Origin of the sequence: Paucibacter sp. PLA-PC-4, from assembly GCF_026241155.1 — a bacterium.
Taxonomy (GTDB): domain Bacteria; phylum Pseudomonadota; class Gammaproteobacteria; order Burkholderiales; family Burkholderiaceae_C; genus Roseateles_E.
The window spans coordinates 1-23238 of record NZ_JAPFGP010000010.1; the positions used below are offsets into that span (position 1 = coordinate 1).

General features: G+C 64.2%; 26 protein-coding genes and 1 tRNA gene. 5 read left to right on the plus strand and 22 right to left on the minus strand.

Features of this window, described 5'->3' with window-relative positions; genetic code table 11:
- Nucleotides 1-192: 192 nt before the first annotated feature.
- The 3 genes from OOZ63_RS16140 to secA all read right to left on the minus strand — a co-directional run bounded on the left by OOZ63_RS16140 (nt 193) and on the right by secA (nt 4351).
- Nucleotides 193-852 (minus strand): PEP-CTERM sorting domain-containing protein, encoded by a 660-nt coding sequence (locus OOZ63_RS16140; RefSeq protein ID WP_266006578.1) that lies wholly within the window; start codon nt 850-852, stop codon nt 193-195.
- 35 nt (nt 853-887) lie between these two features.
- Entirely contained in the window at nt 888-1424 is a 537-nt protein-coding gene (locus OOZ63_RS16145; RefSeq protein ID WP_266006579.1) for a PEP-CTERM sorting domain-containing protein, read from the minus strand.
- A 185-nt stretch (nt 1425-1609) separates the two neighbouring features.
- Nucleotides 1610-4351 carry a preprotein translocase subunit SecA gene (secA, locus tag OOZ63_RS16150; RefSeq protein ID WP_266006580.1) on the minus strand — a complete coding sequence of 914 codons (2742 nt, stop codon included), beginning with the start codon at nt 4349-4351 and terminating at the stop codon, nt 1610-1612.
- Between the two features lie 254 nt (nt 4352-4605).
- Between secA and OOZ63_RS16155 the strand changes: the two genes are divergently transcribed.
- Nucleotides 4606-4971 (plus strand): hypothetical protein, encoded by a 366-nt coding sequence (locus tag OOZ63_RS16155; RefSeq protein WP_266006581.1) that lies wholly within the window; start codon nt 4606-4608, stop codon nt 4969-4971.
- Nucleotides 4972-4995: 24 nt separating this feature from the next.
- On the opposite strand, the gene OOZ63_RS16160 is transcribed toward OOZ63_RS16155, so the two are convergent.
- The 6 genes from OOZ63_RS16160 to petA form a co-directional block, all read right to left on the minus strand.
- Nucleotides 4996-5071: transfer RNA gene (locus OOZ63_RS16160), tRNA-Thr, on the minus strand.
- A gap of 62 nt (nt 5072-5133) precedes the next feature.
- Nucleotides 5134-5706, minus strand: a complete 573-nt coding sequence (locus OOZ63_RS16165) for a ClpXP protease specificity-enhancing factor (RefSeq protein ID WP_266006582.1) — start codon at nt 5704-5706, stop codon at nt 5134-5136.
- Nucleotides 5707-5717: 11 nt separating this feature from the next.
- Nucleotides 5718-6335: a glutathione S-transferase N-terminal domain-containing protein gene (locus OOZ63_RS16170; RefSeq protein WP_137941068.1), complete on the minus strand. Its 618-nt coding sequence runs from the start codon at nt 6333-6335 to the stop codon at nt 5718-5720.
- A 138-nt stretch (nt 6336-6473) separates the two neighbouring features.
- Entirely contained in the window at nt 6474-7256 is a 783-nt protein-coding gene (locus OOZ63_RS16175) for a cytochrome c1 (RefSeq protein WP_266006583.1), read from the minus strand.
- A gap of 17 nt (nt 7257-7273) precedes the next feature.
- Nucleotides 7274-8674 carry a cytochrome b gene (locus OOZ63_RS16180; protein ID WP_137941070.1) on the minus strand — a complete coding sequence of 467 codons (1401 nt, stop codon included), beginning with the start codon at nt 8672-8674 and terminating at the stop codon, nt 7274-7276.
- Nucleotides 8675-8695: 21 nt separating this feature from the next.
- A complete protein-coding gene (gene petA, locus OOZ63_RS16185) occupies nt 8696-9292 on the minus strand; it encodes a ubiquinol-cytochrome c reductase iron-sulfur subunit (RefSeq protein ID WP_137941071.1) in 597 nt (198 codons plus the stop codon).
- A gap of 179 nt (nt 9293-9471) precedes the next feature.
- On the opposite strand from petA, the gene mscL reads away from it, so the two are divergent.
- Nucleotides 9472-9915: a large conductance mechanosensitive channel protein MscL gene (gene mscL / locus OOZ63_RS16190; RefSeq protein ID WP_266006584.1), complete on the plus strand. Its 444-nt coding sequence runs from the start codon at nt 9472-9474 to the stop codon at nt 9913-9915.
- A 153-nt stretch (nt 9916-10068) separates the two neighbouring features.
- The gene (locus tag OOZ63_RS16195; RefSeq protein ID WP_266006585.1) at nt 10069-12474 is read left to right on the plus strand and encodes a DUF1631 family protein; all 2406 of its coding nucleotides are present in this window, start codon (nt 10069-10071) and stop codon (nt 12472-12474) included.
- Here the strand turns inward: OOZ63_RS16195 and pdxA are convergent.
- Nucleotides 12471-13490, minus strand: a complete 1020-nt coding sequence (gene pdxA / locus OOZ63_RS16200) for a 4-hydroxythreonine-4-phosphate dehydrogenase PdxA (protein WP_266006586.1) — start codon at nt 13488-13490, stop codon at nt 12471-12473. The genes OOZ63_RS16195 and pdxA overlap by 4 nt on opposite strands.
- 87 nt (nt 13491-13577) lie before the next feature.
- Here pdxA and OOZ63_RS16205 point away from each other — a divergent pair, with 87 nt between their 5' ends.
- Entirely contained in the window at nt 13578-15362 is a 1785-nt protein-coding gene (locus tag OOZ63_RS16205; protein ID WP_266006587.1) for a DUF885 domain-containing protein, read from the plus strand.
- Between the two features lie 14 nt (nt 15363-15376).
- Here OOZ63_RS16205 and OOZ63_RS16210 read toward each other — a convergent pair whose 3' ends face one another.
- A complete protein-coding gene (locus tag OOZ63_RS16210; protein WP_266006588.1) occupies nt 15377-16126 on the minus strand; it encodes a Nif3-like dinuclear metal center hexameric protein in 750 nt (249 codons plus the stop codon).
- Between the two features lie 16 nt (nt 16127-16142).
- On the opposite strand from OOZ63_RS16210, the gene OOZ63_RS16215 reads away from it, so the two are divergent.
- Nucleotides 16143-17324, plus strand: a complete 1182-nt coding sequence (locus tag OOZ63_RS16215) for a S1C family serine protease (protein WP_266006589.1) — start codon at nt 16143-16145, stop codon at nt 17322-17324.
- An 8-nt stretch (nt 17325-17332) separates the two neighbouring features.
- Here the strand turns inward: OOZ63_RS16215 and tatC are convergent, their stop codons facing one another.
- From tatC to OOZ63_RS16270, 11 genes are all read right to left on the minus strand, one after another.
- Nucleotides 17333-18118, minus strand: a complete 786-nt coding sequence (tatC, locus tag OOZ63_RS16220; protein ID WP_266006590.1) for a twin-arginine translocase subunit TatC — start codon at nt 18116-18118, stop codon at nt 17333-17335.
- Nucleotides 18115-18603 carry a Sec-independent protein translocase protein TatB gene (tatB, locus tag OOZ63_RS16225; protein WP_266006591.1) on the minus strand — a complete coding sequence of 163 codons (489 nt, stop codon included), beginning with the start codon at nt 18601-18603 and terminating at the stop codon, nt 18115-18117. Before tatB ends, tatC begins: the two co-directional genes overlap by 4 nt.
- A 10-nt stretch (nt 18604-18613) precedes the next feature.
- Nucleotides 18614-18847, minus strand: coding sequence for a Sec-independent protein translocase subunit TatA (gene tatA, locus OOZ63_RS16230; RefSeq protein WP_266006592.1), 234 nt, complete (start codon nt 18845-18847; stop codon nt 18614-18616).
- Between the two features lie 74 nt (nt 18848-18921).
- Nucleotides 18922-19269, minus strand: a complete 348-nt coding sequence (locus OOZ63_RS16235; protein WP_266006593.1) for a histidine triad nucleotide-binding protein — start codon at nt 19267-19269, stop codon at nt 18922-18924.
- Complete coding sequence (locus OOZ63_RS16240) at nt 19266-19655, minus strand: DUF4870 family protein (protein WP_266006595.1); 390 nt, start codon at nt 19653-19655, stop codon at nt 19266-19268. Before OOZ63_RS16240 ends, OOZ63_RS16235 begins: the two co-directional genes overlap by 4 nt.
- A 3-nt stretch (nt 19656-19658) precedes the next feature.
- Complete coding sequence (locus tag OOZ63_RS16245) at nt 19659-19997, minus strand: phosphoribosyl-ATP diphosphatase (protein ID WP_266006597.1); 339 nt, start codon at nt 19995-19997, stop codon at nt 19659-19661.
- On the minus strand, nt 19994-20383 hold the full coding sequence (gene hisI / locus OOZ63_RS16250; protein WP_266006599.1) for a phosphoribosyl-AMP cyclohydrolase: 390 nt from the start codon (nt 20381-20383) through the stop codon (nt 19994-19996). Before hisI ends, OOZ63_RS16245 begins: the two co-directional genes overlap by 4 nt.
- A gap of 13 nt (nt 20384-20396) precedes the next feature.
- Nucleotides 20397-20849 (minus strand): NUDIX domain-containing protein, encoded by a 453-nt coding sequence (locus OOZ63_RS16255; RefSeq protein ID WP_266006601.1) that lies wholly within the window; start codon nt 20847-20849, stop codon nt 20397-20399.
- A complete protein-coding gene (locus tag OOZ63_RS16260; protein ID WP_266006603.1) occupies nt 20842-21765 on the minus strand; it encodes an ATP-binding protein in 924 nt (307 codons plus the stop codon). Before OOZ63_RS16260 ends, OOZ63_RS16255 begins: the two co-directional genes overlap by 8 nt.
- Before the next feature lie 43 nt (nt 21766-21808).
- Nucleotides 21809-22447 carry a nucleoid occlusion factor SlmA gene (slmA, locus tag OOZ63_RS16265; protein WP_266006817.1) on the minus strand — a complete coding sequence of 213 codons (639 nt, stop codon included), beginning with the start codon at nt 22445-22447 and terminating at the stop codon, nt 21809-21811.
- 78 nt (nt 22448-22525) lie between these two features.
- Nucleotides 22526-23194 carry a response regulator transcription factor gene (locus tag OOZ63_RS16270; protein ID WP_266006606.1) on the minus strand — a complete coding sequence of 223 codons (669 nt, stop codon included), beginning with the start codon at nt 23192-23194 and terminating at the stop codon, nt 22526-22528.
- Nucleotides 23195-23238: the final 44 nt, after the last annotated feature.

Here is a 23238-nt window from a genome sequence, read left to right on the forward strand (position 1 = left end):
GCAGCTTCGCTCCACGCTTCCTCCCCACATTCGGTCGCCCTCGTGCAGTTGCGCTTCGCTTCGTTCGCTGTGATCAACTTACGGCGGGACTTGCACCCGCAAGAGTGCGCTCATGCTGAGCGCACAAAGCAAAGGGCTCCCGAGGGAGCCCTTCAATGCTGAGGCACAGACGATCTGGTGCGAACAGGCGGCCTAGCGGGCACGCTGGCGCCGACGCGCAACAAAGCCGACAAGGCTCAAGCCAGCCAGCAACATCGCGTAGGTGCCGGGCTCAGGAACTGCAGTGACGGTCACCAGGTCCTGGTAGTCGATGTGCTGCAGCTTGCTCAGCTGATACTTCGCCGGACCTTGGTAGCCATCGGCGGCACTCAAGAAGCCGTTGACCTTGTTCAAAAACGCAGCGTCTTCCTCGGCCGTGCTGTTTGCATTGAGAAATGCGAACTGATAGCTGCCCTGAGAAGCATCGAGCTGCGAGTCCTGCTCATGGGTGATTTCCCAGACTGCGGTCTGAAAAGCCGCGCGGTCCTGATCCGAACTCAGCAGCCCGTAGCTGGTGGAGAACAGGCCCTGCAATTGGCGCGACTGGACGGCGCCGAAGCTGCCAACGGTATAGCTCTGAACACCGGCAAGCGCGTAGCTCTGACCGATCTCCACACAGAAAGCTTCGAAGCTTGCGCCACTCAGTGCCTTGTACTGCATGCCGCCGCTCAGATAGTCTTCGCTGACGGCACCATCAGTGACCATGGTGATCTCGGTGCCCAGGGTCTGGGTGTACTCGATGTCCAACACCGCAGCGCTGGTGGTACCGGCTGCGGCCAGGGCCAGGGCTGCTACAAGGATCTTGTTCTTCATGAGGCGTCTCGCTTGGAGGGATCGGCGTGTTTGGTTCAGCGGGCTGCGCGGCGGCGGCGCACCAGCGCCAGGGCGCCCAATGCGGTCACGGCCAGGGCCAGCGAGGCCGGTTCAGGCACTGCCTGCAGCGTGCCGGCACCAGACAGCGAGCTGTTGAACTTGCTGCTGTAGCTATTCATCTGCACCTTCACATCCCAGTCCCCGGCACTCAGCACCACCGGGCTCAGTGCGTAGCTCCAGCCCCAGTGCGTGACGTCAATCTTCTTGCCGGGCGTGACCCAATGATCACCGGTGACGGACAGAAACTTGTACTCATCATCCATCAGGTCGAACAGGTACTGTTCGCTGCCTTTGCTCAACGTGATCGACTCGATGACCACGTTGTCCTTCTTGTTCGAGACAGATTTGAGGTAGCCACTGAACAGCGATTGCTGGTCAACATGCAAGGTGTAGCTGGCGGACCAAGGAGCCTGTCCATCCAGGACTTTGGAGCCGAAGGTCACCGGCGAGGCCGACGCCAAAGGGGCGGCCAGGGCCAGAATCAAGGGGAAGAGAGCAACTAGGGGCTTCATAGACAGTTCTTGCGCCGGGTATTCTGTTGAAGTTCCGGTGCTGCAAACCTCCCGCACCGATCAACTTCACTTTAGGGGGGTGGCCTTGACATGCGCACCCCCCATCCACGGGCTTGGGCCTTGAAGTGTGCGAACTACGTCACAGATCACCCCCGGATAGGGGGCTGGGCTGGCGAGGTCTGCTCTCAGTTCAGCTTGCCGTGGCAGGCCTTGTACTTCTTGCCGCTGCCGCAGGGGCAGGGATCGTTGCGACCGACATGGGCGTACTGCGAGACGGCCGGCTCCGCCGCGTCCTGCGATACCGAACCGTCCTCGTTGGGATGGGTGTAGGTGACGTTGCTGATGTGCTCGGCACGTTCCTCGATCGCTTCGGCGGCGCGTGCCACCTCTTCCTGCGACTGGATGCGCACATTCAGCAGGGTGCGAGTGACCTCCATCTTGACCACATCAAGCAACTGGGAGAACAGCTCGAAGGCCTCGCGCTTGTACTCCTGCTTGGGATTCTTTTGCGCATAGCCGCGCAGATGGATGCCCTGGCGCAAATAGTCCAGCGCGGCCAGATGCTCGCGCCAGTGCTGGTCTATGCTTTGCAGCAGCACCATGCGCATGAAGGGCGAGAACTGCTCGACGCCAACGCGCTCGAGCTTGTCGGCGAACAGCGCGTCGCCGGCGGACACCACCTTCGCGAGAATGTCCTCGTCGGTGATGGAGTCGCTCTTCTCCACCTCGGCCGCCAGGCCCACATCGAGCTGCCACTCACTCTTGAGCACCCGCTCCAGCCCGGCCAGGTCCCACTGCTCTTCCAAGCTCTCGGCGGGCACATAGCTGCGCACCACGTCTTCGAGCGTGCTGGCGCGCAGATTGCCAATCTGGGCCACCAGGGAGTCGGCCTCGAGGATGTCGTTGCGCTGCTGATAGATCACCTTGCGCTGGTCGTTCGAGACATCGTCGTACTCCAGCAATTGCTTGCGTACATCGAAGTTGCGCGCCTCGACCTTGCGCTGCGCGCCCTCGATCGAGCGGGTCACGATGCCGGCCTCGATCGCCTCGCCCTCGGGCATCTTCAGACGATCCATGATGGCGCGCACGCGGTCGCCCGCGAAGATGCGCATCAGCTGGTCGTCCAGCGACAGATAGAACCGCGATGAGCCCGGGTCGCCCTGACGGCCCGATCGGCCGCGCAGCTGGTTGTCAATGCGGCGGCTCTCGTGGCGCTCGGTTGCGATGATGCGCAGGCCGCCGGCGGCCTTCACCTGCTCGTGCAGGCCGGCCCATTCGTCCTTGAGCTTTTGGATGCGCACGGCCTTCTCAGCCTGCGGGATCGCGGCATCGGCCTCGATGAACTGCACCTGCTTCTCGACGTTGCCGCCAAGCACGATGTCGGTGCCGCGGCCGGCCATATTGGTCGCAATCGTGATCACGCCGGGACGGCCGGCCTGGGCCACGATCTCGGCCTCCTTGGCATGCTGCTTGGCGTTGAGCACCTGGTGCGGGAGCTTGGCCTTGGTCAGGAGGCTGGAGATCAGCTCGGAGTTCTCGATCGAAGTCGTCCCCACCAGCACCGGTTGGCCGCGCTCGTGGCAGTCGCGGATGTCCTGGGTAACAGCGTCGAACTTCTCCTTGGTGGTCTTGTAGACCAGATCCAGTTCGTCCTTGCGTATCGTGGGGCGGTTCGGCGGGATCACGACGGTCTCCAGACCGTAGATCTCCTGGAATTCATAGGCCTCGGTATCGGCCGTTCCCGTCATCCCCGCGAGCTTGCCGTACATGCGGAAATAGTTCTGGAAGGTGATCGAGGCCAGGGTCTGGTTCTCGCTCTGGATCGCCACGCCTTCCTTGGCCTCGACGGCCTGGTGCAGGCCGTCGCTCCAGCGCCGACCGCTCATCAGCCGGCCGGTGAACTCGTCGACGATGACGACCTCCCCGTTCTGCACGACATAGTGCTGGTCTCGGTGATACACATGGTGCGCGCGCAGCGAGGCGTACAGATGGTGCATCAGCGTGATGTTGGCGGAGTCGTAGAGACTCGCGCCCTCGGCCAGCAGACCGGCCTGGCTCAGGTACTTTTCGGCATTCTCGTGGCCGTCTTCGGTCAGATAGATCTGATGAGACTTCTCGTCGACCGTAAAGTCGCCGGGCTCGACGACGCCCTCGCCGGTGCGCAGATCGAGCTCGCCGATCTGCTTCTTCATCAGCGGCGCGACCTTGTTGATCGCCAGATAGACATCGGTCTGGTCATCGGCCTGGCCGGAGATGATCAGCGGAGTGCGGGCCTCGTCGATCAGGATGGAGTCGACCTCGTCGACGATGGCATAGGCGGTGCCGCGCTGCACGCGGTCGGCCGTCTCGTAGACCATGTTGTCGCGCAGATAGTCGAAACCGTACTCGTTGTTGGTGCCGTACGTAACGTCGGCGCGGTAGGCGGCTTGCTTCTCCTCGCGCGGCATATTCGGCAGGTTGATGCCGACGGTCAGGCCCAGAAAGTTGTAGAGCTTGGCCATCCACTCGGCATCGCGCCGGGCAAGATAGTCGTTCACCGTCACCAGATGCACGCCCTTGCCAGTCAGCGCATTCAAGTAGACCGGCAGGGTGGCCATCAAGGTCTTGCCTTCGCCAGTGCGCATCTCGGCGACCTTGCCGGCATGCAGCACCATGCCGCCGATCAGCTGCACATCGAAATGGCGCATCTTCAGCGCGCGCTTACCGCCTTCGCGCACAACGGCAAAAGCTTCGGGCAGGATCGCGTCCAGGCTCTCGCCTCCCGCCACGCGCTTCTTGAACTCTTCGGTTTGGGCGCGCAGCTCATCGTCGCTGAGCGCTTCGAACTTGGGCTCCAGCGCATTGATCTGCTGCACGACGCGGCGGTACTGCTTGAGCAGGCGCTCATTGCGGCTACCGAAAATCTGGGTAAGAAGCTTGGGCAACATGCAGCGTGTGTGTCTTGGACTTGAAGGTAGGCGGACCAGGTCTGAGCCGCTGGCGTACCCGCTCGGGGGCAACGACGGGCGCGGCAATCAGCCCGTGGAGTTCTGTTCTTGCTTGTTCGAAGCTTTCTACAGCTGAGGGCTCCACGCCGGCTTGCAAGCCGGGTGCCGGCCTCAGCCTGCAGAAAAACCCACCGAGTTTAGCACCGGCACCCCGCACACCCCGGCCGGCCAGGCTGCGGGACTACACTGAGGCCATGTCCACGACGACGCACCCTTTGAGTCCCCACCGCCCGCGCCGCGCCGCCAAGCGCGGCGGACCGTCGGTGCCCGAGCCGATGCCCATCGAGCGTGCGATGAACGGTCATACGGGACTGGCGCGGCTGGGCCTGCTGATGCAGGAATCAAACCGACGCATGGCCATCGTCAGCGTCGCGCTGCCGGGCGCACTGACGCGCTTCGTGAAGCCGGGGCCTATCGATGAGGAGGGGTGGACGCTGCTGGCCTCTAACGCCGCCGTGGCGGCCAAACTGAGGCAATTACAGCCGCGGCTGCTGGAGCTGCTGGCCGAACAAGGCATTCCCGCCGCCAAGCTGCGCATCAAGGTGATGCAACCAGGGTGAGGCCTGTGTTGGGCGCAGGAAGAATGGTGCCGGCTATCGGATTCGAACTGATGACCTACCGCTTACAAGGCGGTTGCTCTACCAACTGAGCTAAGCCGGCACTGACTTCATGCGAGGGCGCATTGTAGGGGAAAAAACCTGCCCTACCCCGACTCAAACCAACTATTTAACGCGCTTGAGCGCGGGGCGACCGCCACCGGCAGCCGGGCCGCCGGAATCATCTGGACCGGGCTCGGTGACAGGCTCGGCCGCTTTGGGTTGATCCTGCGGCTCGGCCGGGCCGGGTGCCAGGCGCAGGCCGCGCAAGGGCGCGGGCGGGCGCACCGGCGGGCTCGGCGCTGCAGCCACGGGCGAGGCGCTACCGGCTAGGCTCAAAGGCGCGTTCGGCGCATCGGCGCTAGGCGCGGGGAAGGCCATGCCCTGGCCGTTCTCGCGTGCATAGATCGCTACCACATGATCGACCGGCACGACGATCTCGCGCGCCACGCCACCGAAGCGAGCCTTGAACTGGATGAACTCGTTGCCGAGTTCCAGCCCACTGGTCGCGTCGAAACCGACGTTCAGCACGATTTCGTTATTGCTGACGTACTCGTTCGGAACCTGCACGAAACGATCCACATGCACCGCGATATAGGGCGTGAAGCCGTTGTCGGTGCACCAATCGTGCAGGGCCCGTATCAGATACGGCCGGGTCGAGGTGCTGGCGGCCATGCCGCCATCGGAGCTTTGATCCATGGGGTCGCAGTTTACTTGCGCATCACCTTCTCGGACGGCGTCAGCGCCTCGATATAGGCCGGGCGCGAGAAGATGCGCTCGGCATACTTCAGCAGTGGCAAGGCGTTCTTCGACATGTCGATGCCGTAGTAATCCAGGCGCCACAGCAGCGGTGCGATGGCCACGTCGAGCATCGAGAAGTCGTCGCCCAGCATGTACTTATTCTTCAGGAAGATCGGTGCGAGCTGGGTCAAGCGGTCGCGGATCTGGGCGCGGGCCTTTTCCAGCTGCTTGTCGGTTGCCTTGACGGCTTGCGAGCGGCCCTCCAGCACATTGACGTGAGCAAATAGCTCCTTCTCGAAATTGAGCAGGAACAGGCGAACACGGGCGCGGGCCACCGGGTCGCCGGGCATCAGTTGCGGATGCGGGAAGCGCTCGTCGATGTACTCGTTGATGATGTGCGACTCGTACAGGATCAGGTCGCGCTCGACGAGGATGGGCACCTCGTTGTATGGATTCATCAGCGCAATGTCTTCGGGCTTGGCGAACAAGTCCACATCACGGATTTCAAAGTCCATGCCCTTCTCGAACAGCACGAAGCGGCAACGGTGCGAATAAGGGCAGGTAGTTCCAGAATAAAGCACCATCATGGCGGCAGGCTCCCGAGAAGGTCGGTGGGTGATTCACGGGCTCATGCTGGACGAGCACCGCACAAAATGCAAACGCAGTGGAGGCCGAGGCGCCCCACTGCGATCAACTCAGGCCCGGACAAACCGGGCCCGCAAGGCTTACTTCACGTCTTTCCAGTAAGACGCGTTCAGACGCCAGGCGAACAGTGTGAACACGCTGAGGAACAGCAGCACCAGCACGCCAAGACGGAAGCGCTGAGACTGAGCGGGCTCGCCCATCCACTGCAGATAGGCAACCAGATCGGCCATCGCCTCATCGAACTGCTGCGGCGTCAGCTTGCCCGGGGTTAGCTGCTCATAACCCTTGAACACATGGACGGTCTTGCTGGCGTCATGCGGATCGGGTTCGTCAGCAAACTTCGCGGCCCGCTGGCCTTGCAGCTCCCACAGCACATGCGGCATGGCCACGCTGGGGAAGGCCATATTGTTCCAGCCAGTAGCCTTGGTATCGTCGCGGTAGTAGGTGCGCAGGTAGGTGTACAGGTAGTCCGCACCCGAGCCTTGGCCCGCAGCCGCACGCGAACGCGCGATCACGGTCAGGTCCGGCGGCGTGGCGCCGAAGAAGTCCTTGGCCTGCTTGGGGTCCAGCGAGATCTTCATGGTGTCGCCAACCTTATCGCTGGCGAACATCAGATTGCTCTTGATCTGCGCCTCGCTCAGGCCGATATCGGCCAGCCGGTTGTAACGCATGAAGGCGGCCGAGTGGCAGTTCAGGCAGTAGTTGACGAAGAGCTTGGCGCCGTTTTGCAGCGCAGCCATGTCCGTCATCTTCTCCTTGGGGAACTTGTCCCACTCGATGCCGCCGCCGGCGGCCGAGGCGCCCGACACCAGCCCGGCGCTCAGCGCCAGCGAGGTCAGCAGCGTAGCAATGAATTTTTTCATTCTTGGAACTCCGATGCTCAGTGGGCGTGGAAGGTCACACGGTCAGGCACGGGCTTGGGCGTGCCCAGCTTGCTCCACCAGGGCATCAGCAGGAAGAAGCCGAAATAGAACAGCGTGCCGATCTGCGCGATCAAGGTGCCGATATCGCTGGGCGGCTTGATGCCCAGATAGCCCAGCACCAAGAAGAACACGACAAACACGGCGTATACATATTTGTGCCAGTCGGGGCGGTAGCGGATCGATTTGACCGGGCTGTGATCCAGCCAGGGCAGGAAGAACAGGATCACAACAGCGCCGCCCATCACGACCACACCCCAGAACTTGGCGTCGAAGGTCTTCAGCAAGGCCATCGCGACCAGGGCCACCACGGTGGCAGCAATCTTGCCCTTGGTCGAGAAGCCGCTCTTCAGCCAGGCCAGCACCACCGCCGCGCCGACCAGACCCACCAGCACATTGACCATCGGGTCGGTGGTGGCGCGCAGCATTGAGTAGTACGGCGTGAAATACCAGACCGGGGCAATGTGAGCCGGTGTCTTCAGCGGGTCGGCCGGGATGAAGTTGTTGTACTCCAGGAAGTAGCCACCCATCTCCGGGGCAAAGAAGATGATGGCGGTGAACACCATCAGGAACAGGCCCACACCGAAGATGTCGTGCACCGTGTAGTAGGGGTGGAAGGCTATGCCATCAAGCGGCTTGCCCGACGCATCCTTCTTGGCCTTGATCTCGACGCCGTCCGGATTGTTCGAGCCAACCTCGTGCAGCGCGATGATGTGCGCCACCACCAGGCCCAGCAACACCAGAGGGATCGCAATGACGTGGAAGCTGAAGAAGCGGTTCAGTGTCGCGTCGCTGACCACGAAGTCCCCGCGGATCAGCAGGGCCAGGTCTTCACCGACGAAAGGCACGGCGGCGAACAGGTTCACGATCACCTGGGCACCCCAATAGGACATCTGGCCCCAGGGCAGCAAGTAGCCCATGAAGGCCTCGCCCATCAGGCACAAGAAAATGCCGCAGCCGAAGATCCAGACCAGCTCGCGAGGCTTGCGGTAGGAACCGTAGATCAGTCCGCGGAACATGTGCAGATAGACCACGACGAAGAAGGCCGAGGCGCCAGTCGAGTGCATGTAGCGGATCAGCCAGCCCCAGGGCACATCACGCATGATGTACTCGACCGAGGCGAAGGCCAGCGCCGCGTCCGGCTTGTAGTGCATCACCAAGAAAATGCCGGTGACGATCTGGATCACCAGCACCAACAGGGCTAGCGAGCCGAAGATGTACCACCAGTTGAAGTTCTTCGGTGCGTAGTATTCGGAGAGATGCTCTTTGTAGAGCTTGGATGCTGGGAAACGGTTGTCCACCCAGGTCAGCAGCTTTTCGCCGATCGGAGCACCGGCGGGAGCTTCTTTGAATTCAGCCATGTTGACCTCTGTCCTTTAGCTTCAGGCTTGCTTGTCTTCACCAATCAGTAGCTTGGTGTCGGACAGGTACATGTGGGGCGGCACTTCGAGGTTGTCGGGCGCCGGCTTGTTCTTAAAGACGCGACCGGCCATATCGAAGGTCGAGCCGTGACAGGGGCAAAGGAAGCCGCCATGCCAGTCGTCCGGCAGCGAGGGCTGCGCGCCGGTCTGGAACTTGTCGCTGGGCGAACAGCCCAAATGCGAGCAGATGCCCACGACCACCAGATACTCCGGCTTGATCGCGCGCGCCTCATTCTTCGCATAGGCAGGCGTCGGGTAGGCGGTGCGATCCGAGGCCGGATCGGCCAGCTGTGGATCGATGCCCTTCAGCGCGGCCAGCTGCTCGGGTGTGCGACGCACCACCCAGACCGGCTTGCCGCGCCACTCCACGGTGAGCTTCTCACCCGGCTTCAGGGCGCTGATATCGACTTCAACGGCAGCTCCGGCGGCCTTGGCGCGCTCGGAGGGCGTGAAAGTACTGACAAAGGGCACGGCGGTGGCAACGCCGCCAACGGCGCCGGCACAACCGGTGGCGATGAGCCAGGTGCGCTTGCCTTGGTCCACTTGCTGGTCACTCATGAGGGTCCTCAAACGAGACTTCTGATCGGGGCAACCGAGGATTCTAACGGACGCCACCGCTTCCAACCATTGGAGACGACGCGAAGCGCGCCTCATGCGCACCACAGAACCCGTATTCAACCCGATTTCGCGCGCTGTAGCCCGGGCACAATCCTGACATTGCTACAGAGGAGAAACCTATGGGATTCATGACGGAGTTCAAGGAATTTGCGGTCAAAGGCAATGTCGTCGACCTGGCGGTGGGCGTCATCATCGGCGCCGCATTCGGCAAGATTGTCGATTCGGTCGTCAATCATTTGATCATGCCGGTGGTCGGGCGCGTGGTCGGTGGCCTGGACTTTTCCAACTACTTCATCATGCTGGCCGACCCGCCGGCCGACTTCAAAGGCCCGATGAGCTTCGAGGCCCTCAGCAAGGCCGGCGTGCCGCTGTTTGCCTATGGCAGCTTCCTGACCGTACTGCTGAACTTCATCATCCTGGCCTTCATCATCTTTTTGATGGTCAAGCAGATCAACCGCCTCAAGCGGGAGAGCGTCCCCGCCCCCGCACCGGCCGAACCGGCGCCGACGCCAGAGGACATCCAGCTGCTGCGCGAAATCCGCGACGCACTGCAGCGCCGCTGAGCCGGTAAGCAGCGGTAACAGAGAGCGGCCTGTCATTTATTTCGCAGCGCCGCGCCGGTGCTCGCACGCCCTCGCCTGCTCGACGCAGGCTTTGGCGCGATACTTGTCGACATAAGCTGTGGCAAATTTCCCACAGGCGGTCCACACGCAGCCATGAATTCGCCCGAACCACGCCTCAATCCGCACCTGGAAGCCGCACTGCAGCGCATACGCACCGCGGCCGAGCAAGCGGCCGAGCGCGGCGCCGAAGGCATGGGCATGGCGGCCCTGTCGGCCGGCCAGATCAAACGCCGCGACGCCCTACTGTCGGCGCAATTTCTGTTCCGCAAGCAGCAGGCCTTGTTCGGCCAGCGCTTCTACCAAAGCCTGCGCACCCAGATGGCGGGCGAGCAAAGGCCCAAGGCCGATCCAGGTGCGCGCAAAAGTACCCAGGCCTGGACCGAACTCTCGCTGATGGACGATGACGCCGTCGATGCGATGGTGGCGGCCGACCGGATTGGCCTGGCCATCGGCCACCAGAGCGAGTGGGAGCTGCGCGAGGTCGAGTCCTATATGTCGGCACTGGGTGGCGCCCAGGACGGTAGGGAGCAGCAGCGCAACCCGCTACGTCCCGAACTGGTCGCCCAGGCCTTGCTCGACGCCGTGCATGCGGTCACCGACGACGAGCAGACCCGCCAGATTCTGGTCGACGAGATGACGCGCGCACTGGCCCACGAGATGCGCAGCTGCTACGCCGACATCGTCGAGCTGTTTCGCAACCGCGGTCTGCGACCGCAAGACCTGCGGGTGCGTGGGGTCGATGTCGGCGGCCATTCGGTGCACTCGTCCCATTCGGGCCATTCCGCCCATTCTCAGTCACCCGGACAAGCCGGCCACAGCCGCATGGGCGAGCTAGGGGGATATGGTGGCGCTTACGCAGGCCCGGGCGGTATCACGGCTGGTGGCAGCCATGGCGGCGTCCCTGGCGTGGCCAGGCGTGGCGGCAGCCCCGGTACGATGGGCGCGGTCGATGCGCAGATGATGGAGCTGCTGCGCCGCCTGGCCTATCTGCCCAGCGTGCAGTCGCCGCTGGGTGCGAGCACCGCCGGCGGCCCCGTCAGCAACTGGAGCGAGGACTACGGCGATGCGACTTGGGCCAGTGGTGGTGGCATGCCGATGCCGCCCAATCTGATACATCTGCACCGCGACGAGTTGCGCCAGGCAGCCACCGGCAACCTCGACCATATGGTGATCGATGTGGTCGGCAGCCTGTTCGACCAGATCCTGTCCGATCCCAAGGTGCCGCCGCAGATGGCACGCATGCTGGCGCGGCTGCAACTGCCGGTGCTGCGCGTGGCGCTGGGCGACCGAACCTTCTTCTCTTCGCGCCGCCACCCGGTGCGCCGCTTCATCAACCGCGTCGCCTCGCTGGCCTGCGCCTTCGATGATTTTTCGGAGGATCCAGGCCGCGACTTTCTCAGCCATGTGCGCGAGCTGGTGCAGGAGGTCGCCAACGGCGACTTCGACCGCATGGATGTTTACGAGAGCAAGCTCGACGCGCTCGAACAATTCATCGCCGAGCAGACCGCCAAGGCTTTGCAGGCCCAGGGCGACGCTGCCGCGCTGATCGAGCGCAAGGAAACCGATCTGCGCCTGCAGCAGCGCTATATGCAGCAGTTGCAGGCGGCGCTGGGCCCGGTGCCGATGCCGGAGTTCTTGCGCGAGTTCCTGTCGCAAGTCTGGAGCCAGGCCATCGTGCTGGCCAGCCGCGAGGGCAGCACCGAGCGCGCGATGCGGCTGCGCCAGCTCGGTCGCGACCTTGTGATGAGCGTGCAGCCCAAGAGCGGCACTGCCCAGCGCCAGACCTTTCTAGGTCAACTGCCGGTGCTGATGCGCACTCTCAACGAAGGGCTGGAACTGATCGGCTGGCCTGAGAGCGGCCGCAAGGCATTCTTCGGCGAGCTGCTGCCGGCCCACGCCGAATCGCTAAAGGGCCAGGGCCTGTCACCGCTGGACCATAACCTTCTGGTCAAGCAGCTCGAAGGCGTTTTCGGCTGCGCACCACCGTCCGAGCAGGACCTGCCCCCGGCCCAAGCCGGTGCGCCGGTTTCGGTGCCGGCTGACTTGGACCTGGCGCAACGCCTGACCCCCGACGAAGCCAAGCGCCTGGGCCTGATGGAGGAAAGCCGGGTGGACTGGGACGGCCAGCTCGACATCGACCTCAGTGCTGAAGCGCCGCTCGCCGCCGTCGACATCAGCATCGACGGCCTTCCCGCCGCCGAGGCCCCTGAGCCCAGCGAGGGCGAACTCCTGATCGAGCATCTGCAGCTGGGCTTCGCTTACCAGATGAACACCGGCGATGCCTGGCGCAAGGTGCGCCTGGCCCATATCAGCGCCGGCCACAGCTTCTTCATCTTCACCCAGGGCCACAAGCACCAGGAGACCGTCACGATGACGGCCCGCATGCTCAAGCGCCTGTGCGAGTCCGGCCGGCTCAAGGCCTTCGAGAACGCCCATCTGCTTGAGCGCGCCACCGCCCGCGCGCGCAAACAGCTCTCCGAGCTGGGCAGCAAGAGCTAGGTGATCAGCTGGCGCGCCATGCGGATGGCTGCGCGCATGCTGGACGCATCGGCGCTGCCAGTGCCGGCGATGTCGAAGGCCGTGCCGTGGTCGGGGCTGGTGCGCACAAAGGGCAAGCCCAACGTCACGTTGACGCCCTGCTCCACGCCCAGATACTTCACTGGGATCAGACCGTGGTCGTGCGTCATCGCGACGACCAGATCGAACTCGCCAGGGTGCGCAGACGTGTTGCGAGCCCGCATAAAGATGGTGTCGGGAGCATAAGGGCCACTGGCGGTGATGCCCTGCTGGCGCGCCAGTTCGATGGCTGGCGCGATGATGTCAATTTCCTCGCGGCCGAAAAGCCCGCCCTCGCCGGCATGGGGGTTCAGGCCCGCCACCGCGATGCGCGGTGCTTTGAGTCCGAAGCGACGTAGCGCCGCGTCGCTGATCTGCAAGGTCTGCAGCACCCGCTCGACGCTCAGCATGTCGATGGCCTCGCGTAGCGCCACATGGATGGTCACCAGCACCGTACGCAGCTCTTCATTGGCCAGCATCATGCGCACCGGAGGCGCTGCCCCCCCTTGCGCGGCCAGGGCCTGCAGCATCTCGGTATGGCCGGGATAGTCCACCCCGGCTGCATGCAGGGCCTCCTTGTGCAGCGGCGCGGTCACAAGTCCTAGCGCCTGGCCGGTCTGGATCGCCGCGACCGCTGCCTCGATGCAGCCCGCCGCTGCGCGGCCGGCACGCGCATCGATGTGGCCCACCGGGCAGTCCAGCAGGTCGGACGGCAGGCCCTCGGGCTGCCAGACCGGCAGGCAGTCCGGCGGCATGGCCGCCAACTCATCCGGCGAGGCCAGCCGCGCTACCGGCAGGCCAAGACCCAGCCAGGCGACTGCACGGCGCAGCACGCCGACATGGCCGACCAGGCAGAGATCCTCGCGCCGCGCCTCGGCCACCCAGGCTGCCACGGCAATCTCTGGACCAATGCCGCAGGCGTCGCCCATGCTGATCAACAGGGGTTTGCTGTCACTCATCACATCATTGTTTCATGGGTAAGCCCTCATCCCACAACCGAGCGTCCGGTGGCAGGCTCGCGCGACCCACAAATCAAGGAGCTCCGCATGGCCTACCTGCCATCCCGCATCCACCGCCGCACCCTGGCGACTGTCCTGACCTTGGCCCTGGTTGGCCTAGGAACCAATACAAGTTGGGCGAACCCGGCCGCACAAACGCTGCATGCCCTGTTCGACGAAGCCTGGGAGCAAGGCGCCCGGCAGGCGCCAGAGTGGGCCACTGTGCGCGGCGACCACCGCTTCAATGACCGTCTCAGCGACCGCTCCCCGGCCGCCGTTGCGGCCCAGGATTCTTATGCGCGGGAACTGCTCAAGCGCGCGCAGGCCATCGATGTGGCTGCCTTGGATGAGCGCGACCGCGTGTCGCTGCAGATCTTTATCGATCGACAGCAAGGCGAGATCGAGTTCCAGTCTTTCGAGGGCTATCGCACACTGAGCCTGGGCTCGCTGTGGGGGTTTCAGTCGGGCCTGTCGAATCTGATGCGTGCCACGCCCACCGCCAGCGAGACCCAGGTCCGGCAGTTGCTGGCCCGACTGGCCGCTTATCCACTGCGGGTCGATCAGGAGATCGAGAGCCTGCGGCGTGGCATCGCGCTGGGCTGGGTCAGCCCACAGCCGGTGCTGGCGCGCGCGCTTGCCCAACTGGACGGCCAGCTGAGCGACGATGTGACGCGCAGCCCTTTGTTCGAGCCTTTCGACAAGCTGGGCAGCGGCATCGCTGAGGCCCAGCGCGAAGCACTGCGTCAACAAGGTCGACAGGCACTGCGGCAGCAGGTCTATCCGGCGATGCAACGCCTGCGCCGATTCATCCAGGAGGAGTACCTGCCCAAGGCCCCGGCCGCCGGCGGGCTTGGCCGCTATCCCGGCGGCGCCCAGGTCTATGCGGCGCTGGTTCGCCGCAACACCACGCTGGACCTGAGCCCGCAGCAGGTCCATGACATCGGGCTGCACCAGGTCGAGCGCCTGCGCGCGGAGATGGAGGCGGTGCGCCGCGAGGTCGGTTTTGCCGGCGACCGCCAGCAGTTCTTCAGTTATCTCTACAGCGAGCCGAAGTTCTTCCACCCCAATGGCGAAGCCTTGCTGGCGGCCTACCGCGAGATCAGCAAACGCATCGACCCCGAACTGCCCAAGCTCTTTGCCGAGCTGCCGCGTGCGCCCTACGGTGTGCGGGCGATGCCGGCCCATATGGGCGAGGGTGCGGCCGAAAACTACAACGGGCCTTCGCTGGACGGCAGCACACCGGGCTGGTTCAACGCCAATGTACTGGCCTACAAGCGCCGCCCAATCTGGGCGCTGGAGACCCTCGTCGCGCACGAGACCGTGCCCGGCCACCATCTACAGAACGCCCGCCAGCGGGAGCTGGGCGAGCTGCCGCCCTTCCGGCGCAGCAGCTTCTACACCGCTTATGGCGAGGGCTGGGCCCTCTATGCCGAGACCTTGGGCAAGGATCTGGGCCTGTACCGCGACCCCTACAGCCGCTTCGGCCATCTGCAAGCCCAGATGTTCCGCGCGGCCCGCCTGGTGGTCGACACCGGCATGCATGCGCTGGGGTGGAGCCGCGAGCAGGCACTGGCCTATATGCTTGAGGAAACCGGCCAGGACCGGATCTTCATGAATGCCGAGGTCGACCGCTATCTGGCCCAGCCCGGCCAGGCCCTGGCCTATATGACGGGCCAGCTGAAGATTCTGGAGCTGCGCGAGCTGGCTAAAGCGCAGCTCGGACCGCGCTTCGATCTGCGCCGCTTCCATATGGTGCTGCTGGATCAGGGCCAGCTGCCGCTGGGCCTGCTGGAGCAGCGGGTACGTGCCTGGATCGCCTCCCAGCCGGGCTGAGCAAGCGCCAGCGTTCAGGCCGGATTCGGGATGTCGATGAACTGCTGGCTCAGGCCAAAGTCTGTGGCCAGGCGCTGCGCCAGCGCCTGCACGCCATAGCGCTCGGTCGCGTGGTGGCCGGCGGCGACGAAGGCCACACCGGTCTCGGCGGCGTAATGGGCTTGCGGTTCGGATATCTCGCCGGTCACGAAGACATCAACCCCGGCCGCGATCGCGGCCTCGAAATAGCCCTGAGCACCGCCAGTGCACCAAGCCACGCGGCGCAGCGGCCGGCCGTCGCCGGCCACGGCCAGCACCTCGCGGCCCAGCGCCGCCGCCATCTGCCGGCGCAGCTCATCCAGGCTTTGCGGGGCGCTCAAGGACCCGGCAAAACCGAGCTCCTGATCGCCGAAGCGCTGCTCGGCCTGCCAGCCGAAGAGCCGACCCAGCTGCGCGTTATTACCCAGCTCCGGGTGGGCATCGAGCGGCAGGTGGTAGGCAAACAGATTGATCTCGTGCGCCAGCAGCTTTTGCAGGCGCTGCTTCATCCAGCCGGTGACGCGGCCGTCCTGGCCGCGCCAGAACAGTCCGTGGTGCACCAGGATGGCATCGGCACCGCTGGCAATCGCCGCATCGATCAGGGCCAGGCTGGCGGTAACACCGCAGACGAGATGGCGTATCTCCTCGCGCCCCTCCACCTGCAGACCATTCGGCCCATAATCTTTGAAGCGAGGCACCTCGAGCAACTGGCTGAGGTGGGCATCGATGGTGTGGCGGTTGGGCATGGCGACAGGAGCGGCGGTGCGCAGAATTTGGCTGATTTTCTCCCAGGCCGTGACGGTGGGCTTGGCGCTGTACTTTGTCGTCGCCACCTTGCGGCCCGAGTGGGTGGAGCGCGGCGAGACGCTGCGCCCCACGGTAATCCTGGGTCAGGCCATCCCGAGCGCCCGCCCCGCAAGCGATGCGAGCGGCGGCGGGGGCTACCGTTTTGCGGCCCAGCGCGCAGCGCCCGCCGTGGTCAGCGTCACGGCCAGCAAAGCGCCACGCCGCTCGGCGCAGAACGATGAGGCCTGGCGGCGCTTTCACTTCGGCCTGCCACGGCGCGGCCAACGCGGCGAAGACGATGGTGACGAGCAAGGCGGCCAAACCGGCCTGGGCTCAGGTGTGATTGTCTCGGCCGACGGCTACCTGCTGACCAACAGCCATGTGGTGGCCGGCGCCTCCGAGATCGAAGTGCAACTCAGCGACGGCCGCCAGGCCAAGGCGCGCCTGGTCGGCAGCGATCCAGAGACCGATGTCGCGGTGCTGAAGGTCGAGCTCGACGGCCTGCCGGCGATCGCGCTGGGCGACGCCGAGCAGCTGCAGGTCGGCGATGCGGTACTGGCGATCGGCAACCCTTTCAATGTCGGCCAGACGGTGACCTCGGGCATCGTCAGCGCACTCAAGCGCACACAGCTGGGCATCAACACCTTCGAAAACTTCATCCAGACCGATGCCGCAATCAATCCGGGCAACTCGGGTGGCGCCCTGGTCGACGACCAGGGTCGGTTGGTGGGCATCAACACCGCGATCTTCTCGCGCAGCGGCGGCAGCCTGGGCATCGGCTTCGCAATCCCGATCAGCACCGCGCAGCAGGTGATGCAGGCCCTGGTGCGGGACGGTCAAGTCGCGCGCGGCTGGATCGGTGTGCAAACACGCGAGCTGACGCCGGAGTTTGCCGAAGCCTTCAAGCTGACAGTGCGCGAAGGGGTGCTGATCAGCGCGGTCGTCGTCAATGCACCGGCCGCGAATGCAGGCATCAAGCCCGGCGATGTCGTGACACGGGTCGGCGGCACCCAGGTGCTCAGCCCGGCGGACCTGCTGGCGGCGGTAGCGGCACTCAAGCCACAGTCCAGCGCCGCCATCGCCGTGCAGCGCGGCGACAAGGCCCTGCAGTTCGAGCTAACGGTAGCGCAGCGCCCGCTACCGGGCGCGCGCGACTAGCCCTCAGCTCAGGGCTGATCGGTGGCCGAGTCCGGCGCCTTGGAGTAGCGGATGAAAAAGCCGGACGCCCAGATGCCGACCTCGTAGAGCAGGCACATCGGGATAGCCAGCGCCAACTGCGACACCACATCGGGCGGCGTGATCACGGCCGCGATGATGAAGGCTACGACGATGAAGTAGCCGCGGAACTCGCGCAGCTTCTCGACCGTGACGATGCCCATGCGGGCCAGCACCACCACCACCACCGGCACCTCGAAGGCCGCTCCGAAGGCGATGAACATGCTCATCACGAAGCTCAGATAGGCCTCGATATCGGGCGCCGCCGTGATGCTCTTGGGCGCGAAGCTCTGGATGAACTTGAAGACCTGCCCGAACACGAAGAAGTAGCAGAACGCCACGCCGACGAAGAAAAGCAGTGTGCTCGATACCACCAGCGGCATGACCAGCTTCTTCTCGTGCGAATACAGGCCCGGCGCCACAAAGGCCCAGACCTGATAAAGCACCACCGGCAGCGCGATCAGAAAGGCGGCCATCAAGGTGATCTTCAGCGGCACCAGAAAGGGCGAGATCACATTGGTGGCGATCATGGTCGAACCCGCCGGCAGGTTCGCGATCATCGGCGCGGCCAGCAGGTCGTACAGCATCGAAGGCCCCGGATAGAGCGCCAGCACGCCAAAGCACACCGCGACCGCGATGGCGGCGCGCACCAGGCGGTCGCGCAGCTCGATCAGGTGCGAGACAAAAGGCTGCTCGGTGCCGGCGAGTTCATCGTCGGACTTGTGGGAATCGGTCATGTAGGTCTGCGGGGCGGGCGAAAGCGCGCCACGCGGGCGGCGCCGGATTGGGCATGCTGGCGCACGCCCTGGCGCTGCTTGTACCACTGCGGCGTGGCACCGCGCTTGAGGCGCCAGTTCTTCTTCGGGCGCTGATAGCCGGGCGGCGGCATCAGGGTCTGGTAGCCGTGATCGGTGCTGCCGCCATCAAGGCCGGCACTGGCCTCATGCCAGTTCTGCTCGAAGGCCTGGTTGGCTTCGTTGATCTCTTTGCTGACTGATTGCTCGACATCGCGCGCCGCATCCTCGATGCCGCTCTTCATCTTCTTGAGCTCTTCGAGCTCGATGGAGCGGTTCACCTCGGCCTTGACGTCCGACACATAGCGCTGCGCCTTGCCCAGCAGATGACCCACCGTGCGCGCCACCCGCGGCAGCCTCTCGGGGCCGATCACAATCAGCGCGACGGCGCCGATCAGGGCCAGTTTGTCAAAGCCGAAGTCAATCATGCAGGGTCAATCAAGACTTGGTCTTGGCCTCGACGTCGACGGTATTGCTGTCGTTCGTCTTCTGGCTCGTTACCTGCTGGGTCGGCTGGGCGGCATCACTGCTGCCTCCGTCCTTCATGCCGTCTTTGAACCCCTTGACGGCAGAGCCCAGGTCCGAACCCATGTTCTTGAGCTTTTTCGTGCCGAACACCAGCACCACAATCACCAGCACGACGAGCCAGTGCCAAATGCTGAACGAACCCATAGTTATCTCCTGGAAACGAAGCGCCCATTCTAGTTGGCGCGCATGACAAATCAGCGGGGATGGCTATTGCCGCATCAACCCTTGAGCCAGGGGCGGGGGCCGCCCATCGCATGCATATGCAGGTGATAGACCTCCTGGCCGCCATCCGGGCCGGTGTTGATCACGGTGCGGAATCCATTGACCACGCCGAGCTCGCGCATCAGCTGCGGCACCAGGGCCGTCATATGACCCAACAGCGCCGAATGCTCGGGCCCCACATCGGCCATGCTGGCGATGTGCAGCTTTGGGATCAACAAAATGTGGACCGGCGCCCAGGGATGGATGTCGTGAAACACCAGCACCTGCTCGTCTTCGTAGACCTTCTTCGACGGGATCTGACCGGCAACAATCTTACAAAAGAGGCAATTGGGATCGTGAGTCATCGCGGCATCGCTTGATTGGCGTTCATCGTGGTCCAGCCGCGCACGATGCGGTAGAGGAACCAGATCGAGATCAGGGCCCAGGCGATCCAGCCAGGGATCAGGAATAGAAACCACAGCGGCAGGGTCAGCGCATACAGCACACCGGCCCAGATCACGCTGCGCAGGCGCCAGCTGAAGTGCGAGGCCTGCCAGGTACCGGCGGCCTCGTCGCGCTTGACCAGGTCGATGATGACCGCAACGATCAGCAGCAGCACGCTAGCCTGCACACCAGGCAGCACCGCGCCGACCGCAACAATGGTGTGCAAGATGTAGCTGACGATGCCGATGCTGCGCAGACTTTGCGCGCGCACCGGGTCTAGCACCACCGTCTCGACCGTCTGGTTCATGACTCAGCCCTTCGCTGTGCGTTGTGCAAATTCCTGGAGCCCCGACAGGCCCTCGCGCCGCTCCAACTCGGCCAGCACATCGGCCGGTTTGAGCCCGAAATGGACCAGCGCAATCATCGAGTGAAACCACAGGTCGGCGGTCTCGTAGACGATCTTCTGCACATCGCCGTCCTTGGCCGCCATCACCAGTTCGGTGGCTTCTTCGCCGATCTTCTTAAGGATCGCGTCGGTGCCCTTGTCGAAGAGTTTGGCCACGTAGCTGGCGCCGGGGTCCCCCCCGTTGGCCGGCTTGCGCGACTCGATCACCGCCGCGAGTTTGGCCAGGCTGTCAATATCGCTCATTTGTAAATGCTCTCCGGATCCTTCAGCACCGGCTCGACGCTGTGCCAGCCACCGTCCTGATAGCGCTGAAAAAAGCAGCTGTGGCGGCCGGTGTGGCAGGCAATGCCGGGTTCGTGGCCCTGCTGCGTTATCTTCAGCAGCAGCACATCGTTGTCACAGTCCATGCGCAGCTCATGAACGATCTGCAGATGGCCTGATTCCTCGCCCTTGTGCCAAAGCTTGTTGCGCGAGCGGCTCCAGTAGACCGCCTGGCCCAGCTCAGCGGTGCGCTGCACAGCCTCGCGGTTCATCCAGGCAAACATCAGCACATCACCGCTGTCCTTCTCCTGGGCTATTACCGGCACCAGGCCGGCGGCGTCCCACTTGATTTCATCCAACCAGTTCATGGTCACAGTGTACTCAGCCCAGATGGGTGGGGCCCTCATGGCCGCGCTCGGCGGCAAACCACTGCAGCACAGGAATCGTGCCGGGCAGCACCGGCTGCATTTGCACCGGCAAGCCCTGCCACGACATCTCCTGCTGCTCGCGCATTTCGAACTCGCCGCTCCAGTCGAACACCTTACAGAAATGCAGGCGCACGCGGGCATGCGGATAGTCCATCAACTCGATCTTCCACGGATGGGCAGAGCCTATCGTGATGCCCAACTCCTCGTGCAGCTCGCGCTTGAGCGCCTGCTCGACGCTCTCGCCGGTCTCCAGCTTGCCGCCCGGAAACTCCCAGTAGCCGGCATAGACCTTGCCCTCGGGCCGCGAGGTCAGTAAAAAGCGCCCTTCCCGGCCCGCCGCATCGCGCTCGACCAGCACACCGACTGCCACATCCACCGGCTGTCTTTGCGGCGACGGCTCAGACATGGTCAAGGCCCTCCGGTGCGTCACCATGGATAGTGCTCGACGGCAAGGACTCGAGCTGCCCACGCCCGGCCAGATCGCGGGCGAACTGATAGGCCACGCGGCCCGAGCGCGAGCCGCGCTCTAGCGCCCAGACCAGCGCGCTCTGGCGGCTGGCCGTAATCTGCGCCTCGTCCATCCCGTGGTAGCGCTGCCACTGGGCGCAAATTTCCAGATACTCCTGCTGGCTGAAGGGATAGAAGCTGACCCACAGGCCGAAGCGCTCGGACAGCGAGATCTTCTCCTCGATCGCCTCGCCGGGATGTAGCTCTCCGTTCTCATCGTACTTGACCGCCAGGTTATCCTTCATCTGCTCGGGCAGCAGATGGCGGCGGTTGCTGGTGGCGTAAATCAGCACGTTGTCGCCAGCCACCGAGACCGAGCCGTCCAGCATGGACTTCAGCGCCTTGTAGCCGAGCTCGCCCTCATCGAACGACAGGTCGTCGCAGAAGATCACGAAACGCTCGGGCCGCTCTGCCACCAGATCGACCAGATCCGGTAGGTCGACCAGATCGCTCTTGTCAACCTCGATCAGGCGCAGCCCCCGGTCCGCAAACTCATTCAGGCAGGCCTTGATCAGCGAGCTCTTTCCCGTGCCGCGGGCACCGGTCAACAGCACATTGTTGGCGGGTTTGCCGGCGACGAACTGCTCGGTATTGCGCAGCAGCTTCTCCTTCTGCGCCTCGACCTCTTTGAGGTCCTGCAGATGGATATGGGCGACGTGGCGCACCGGCTCCAGCTGCGCACGACCGTTGCGCTTGCGGTAGCGGAACGCCACCGACGCCGCCCAGTCGGGCGCCATCAGTGGCTGGGGCAAGACGGCTTCGAGCCGTCCAAGCAGCGCCTCGGCGCGAGCGATCAGGTGTTCGACTGCAGACATAAGCGCGCAGTTTAATGGGACGGCCGGCGGGCCGCCGGGCAGCTCAGCCGGCAAGCATGCGCAGCGCCGCCTCCAGCTGCTCGCTGGGCGCTCGCTTGAAGCCCGAGCGGGCATAGCGCTGCAGCCTACCAATGATGAAGCTGACCAGCACCGAGGCCTGCGCATTGGCCTGCACAGTAGGGGTGCTGGAGCCGGCCGCCTCCGCGGCGGCCCGCAGGCACTGGCGCAGCGAGGACTCGATACGGTCGAAGAACTGGTTCATGCGCACCACCAGGCGCTCGTTCTCGTAGACCAGCGCATCGCCCACCATTACCCGGGTCATGCCCGGGTTGCGCTCACCGAACTGCAGTAGCACCGAGACGATCTTCTGCGCCTGTGCAAGACCTGACCCTTCGCGCTCGGTGATCTGCGTGACCAGCGTGAACACGCTGCTCTCGATGAACTCGATCAGGCCCTCGAACATCTGCGCCTTGCTGGCGAAATGCCGGTACAGCGCAGCCTCGCTAACCTCCAGTTTGGCGGCCAGGGCGGCGGTGGTGATGCGCTCAGATCCGGGCTGCTCCAGCATGCCGGCAAGGGTCTGCAGGATCTGCACCCGGCGCTCGCCCGGACGCGGCCGCTTGCGCGGACTGGCCGGCTCGCCATGGCCCAGGCCTGCGGCGCCGGGCGCGGGATCCGTCATGTCGGTAGGGGATGCGTGCATCAAGCGGTGCGGGCGGGAGGTTTGCACCGATTCTGGCACAGGCTGCGCGCGCGCCGGCTAGTCGCGCAGCCAGCCCAGCCGGCGGGCCTCGTAAATGGCTTCCACCTTGGAGCGCACCTGAAGCTTGCGGTAGATGCGCTTCACATATGTCATCACTGTGTGCGGCGAGACCTGCATGAACTGGGCGATCTCGTCAAAAGTGAACCCTTTGGCCGCCAGATGCAGCACTCGCGACTCCTGCTCGGACAGCGCCACCGCAGACTCATCCTCCAGCAACGGCACGGTCGGAGCAGAACCCGCACCGGGCGCCAAGCGCAGCAGTAGACGCCGTGCGATCACCGGGCTGATCGGGCTGCCGCCGGAGCGCAGCGTTCGAAGTTGGCCGGCCAAGTCCAGCGCCAGCGAGTCCTTCAGCAGATAGCCCGTGGCGCCGGCCTCGATACTGGACAGCACATGCTGCTCGTCGCCGAACACCGAGATCACCATCACATCGCACTGTGGCCGGGTCTGCGCCGCATGGCGTATCAGATCGATCCCGCTGCCGCCGGGCAGGTCCAGGTCGACCAGCAGCACATCGGGCTGGGTCTGGTCAAAGAGTTTGCGGCCCTGAGGCAGGTCGGGCGCGATGCCCAGCAGGTCGATATCGGGAACACTGGCCAGGGCGAGCTGGAAGGCATCGCGGAATCTGGCCTGATCTTCCACAATCAGCACGGAGAAGTCGGGCATATCTGGCTCAGGCAAAAGACCGCCCCATTCTGCGGCCCAGACCT

Excerpts from the sequence above, each read along its gene's own strand:
- OOZ63_RS16140 (WP_266006578.1), bottom strand. The coding sequence starts at position 852 with ATGAAGAACAAGATCCTTGTAGCAGCCCTGGCCCTGGCCGCAGCCGGT.
- OOZ63_RS16145 (WP_266006579.1), bottom strand. The coding sequence starts at position 1,424 with ATGAAGCCCCTAGTTGCTCTCTTCCCCTTGATTCTGGCCCTGGCCGCC.
- secA (WP_266006580.1), bottom strand. The coding sequence starts at position 4,351 with ATGTTGCCCAAGCTTCTTACCCAGATTTTCGGTAGCCGCAATGAGCGC.
- OOZ63_RS16155 (WP_266006581.1), top strand. The coding sequence starts at position 4,606 with ATGTCCACGACGACGCACCCTTTGAGTCCCCACCGCCCGCGCCGCGCC.
- OOZ63_RS16165 (WP_266006582.1), bottom strand. The coding sequence starts at position 5,706 with ATGGATCAAAGCTCCGATGGCGGCATGGCCGCCAGCACCTCGACCCGG.
- OOZ63_RS16170 (WP_137941068.1), bottom strand. The coding sequence starts at position 6,335 with ATGATGGTGCTTTATTCTGGAACTACCTGCCCTTATTCGCACCGTTGC.
- OOZ63_RS16175 (WP_266006583.1), bottom strand. The coding sequence starts at position 7,256 with ATGAAAAAATTCATTGCTACGCTGCTGACCTCGCTGGCGCTGAGCGCC.
- OOZ63_RS16180 (WP_137941070.1), bottom strand. The coding sequence starts at position 8,674 with ATGGCTGAATTCAAAGAAGCTCCCGCCGGTGCTCCGATCGGCGAAAAG.
- petA (WP_137941071.1), bottom strand. The coding sequence starts at position 9,292 with ATGAGTGACCAGCAAGTGGACCAAGGCAAGCGCACCTGGCTCATCGCC.
- mscL (WP_266006584.1), top strand. The coding sequence starts at position 9,472 with ATGGGATTCATGACGGAGTTCAAGGAATTTGCGGTCAAAGGCAATGTC.
- OOZ63_RS16195 (WP_266006585.1), top strand. The coding sequence starts at position 10,069 with ATGAATTCGCCCGAACCACGCCTCAATCCGCACCTGGAAGCCGCACTG.
- pdxA (WP_266006586.1), bottom strand. The coding sequence starts at position 13,490 with ATGAGTGACAGCAAACCCCTGTTGATCAGCATGGGCGACGCCTGCGGC.
- OOZ63_RS16205 (WP_266006587.1), top strand. The coding sequence starts at position 13,578 with ATGGCCTACCTGCCATCCCGCATCCACCGCCGCACCCTGGCGACTGTC.
- OOZ63_RS16210 (WP_266006588.1), bottom strand. The coding sequence starts at position 16,126 with ATGCCCAACCGCCACACCATCGATGCCCACCTCAGCCAGTTGCTCGAG.
- tatC (WP_266006590.1), bottom strand. The coding sequence starts at position 18,118 with ATGACCGATTCCCACAAGTCCGACGATGAACTCGCCGGCACCGAGCAG.
- tatB (WP_266006591.1), bottom strand. The coding sequence starts at position 18,603 with ATGATTGACTTCGGCTTTGACAAACTGGCCCTGATCGGCGCCGTCGCG.
- tatA (WP_266006592.1), bottom strand. The coding sequence starts at position 18,847 with ATGGGTTCGTTCAGCATTTGGCACTGGCTCGTCGTGCTGGTGATTGTG.
- OOZ63_RS16235 (WP_266006593.1), bottom strand. The coding sequence starts at position 19,269 with ATGACTCACGATCCCAATTGCCTCTTTTGTAAGATTGTTGCCGGTCAG.
- OOZ63_RS16240 (WP_266006595.1), bottom strand. The coding sequence starts at position 19,655 with ATGAACCAGACGGTCGAGACGGTGGTGCTAGACCCGGTGCGCGCGCAA.
- OOZ63_RS16245 (WP_266006597.1), bottom strand. The coding sequence starts at position 19,997 with ATGAGCGATATTGACAGCCTGGCCAAACTCGCGGCGGTGATCGAGTCG.
- hisI (WP_266006599.1), bottom strand. The coding sequence starts at position 20,383 with ATGAACTGGTTGGATGAAATCAAGTGGGACGCCGCCGGCCTGGTGCCG.
- OOZ63_RS16255 (WP_266006601.1), bottom strand. The coding sequence starts at position 20,849 with ATGTCTGAGCCGTCGCCGCAAAGACAGCCGGTGGATGTGGCAGTCGGT.
- OOZ63_RS16260 (WP_266006603.1), bottom strand. The coding sequence starts at position 21,765 with ATGTCTGCAGTCGAACACCTGATCGCTCGCGCCGAGGCGCTGCTTGGA.
- slmA (WP_266006817.1), bottom strand. The coding sequence starts at position 22,447 with ATGACGGATCCCGCGCCCGGCGCCGCAGGCCTGGGCCATGGCGAGCCG.
- OOZ63_RS16270 (WP_266006606.1), bottom strand. The coding sequence starts at position 23,194 with ATGCCCGACTTCTCCGTGCTGATTGTGGAAGATCAGGCCAGATTCCGC.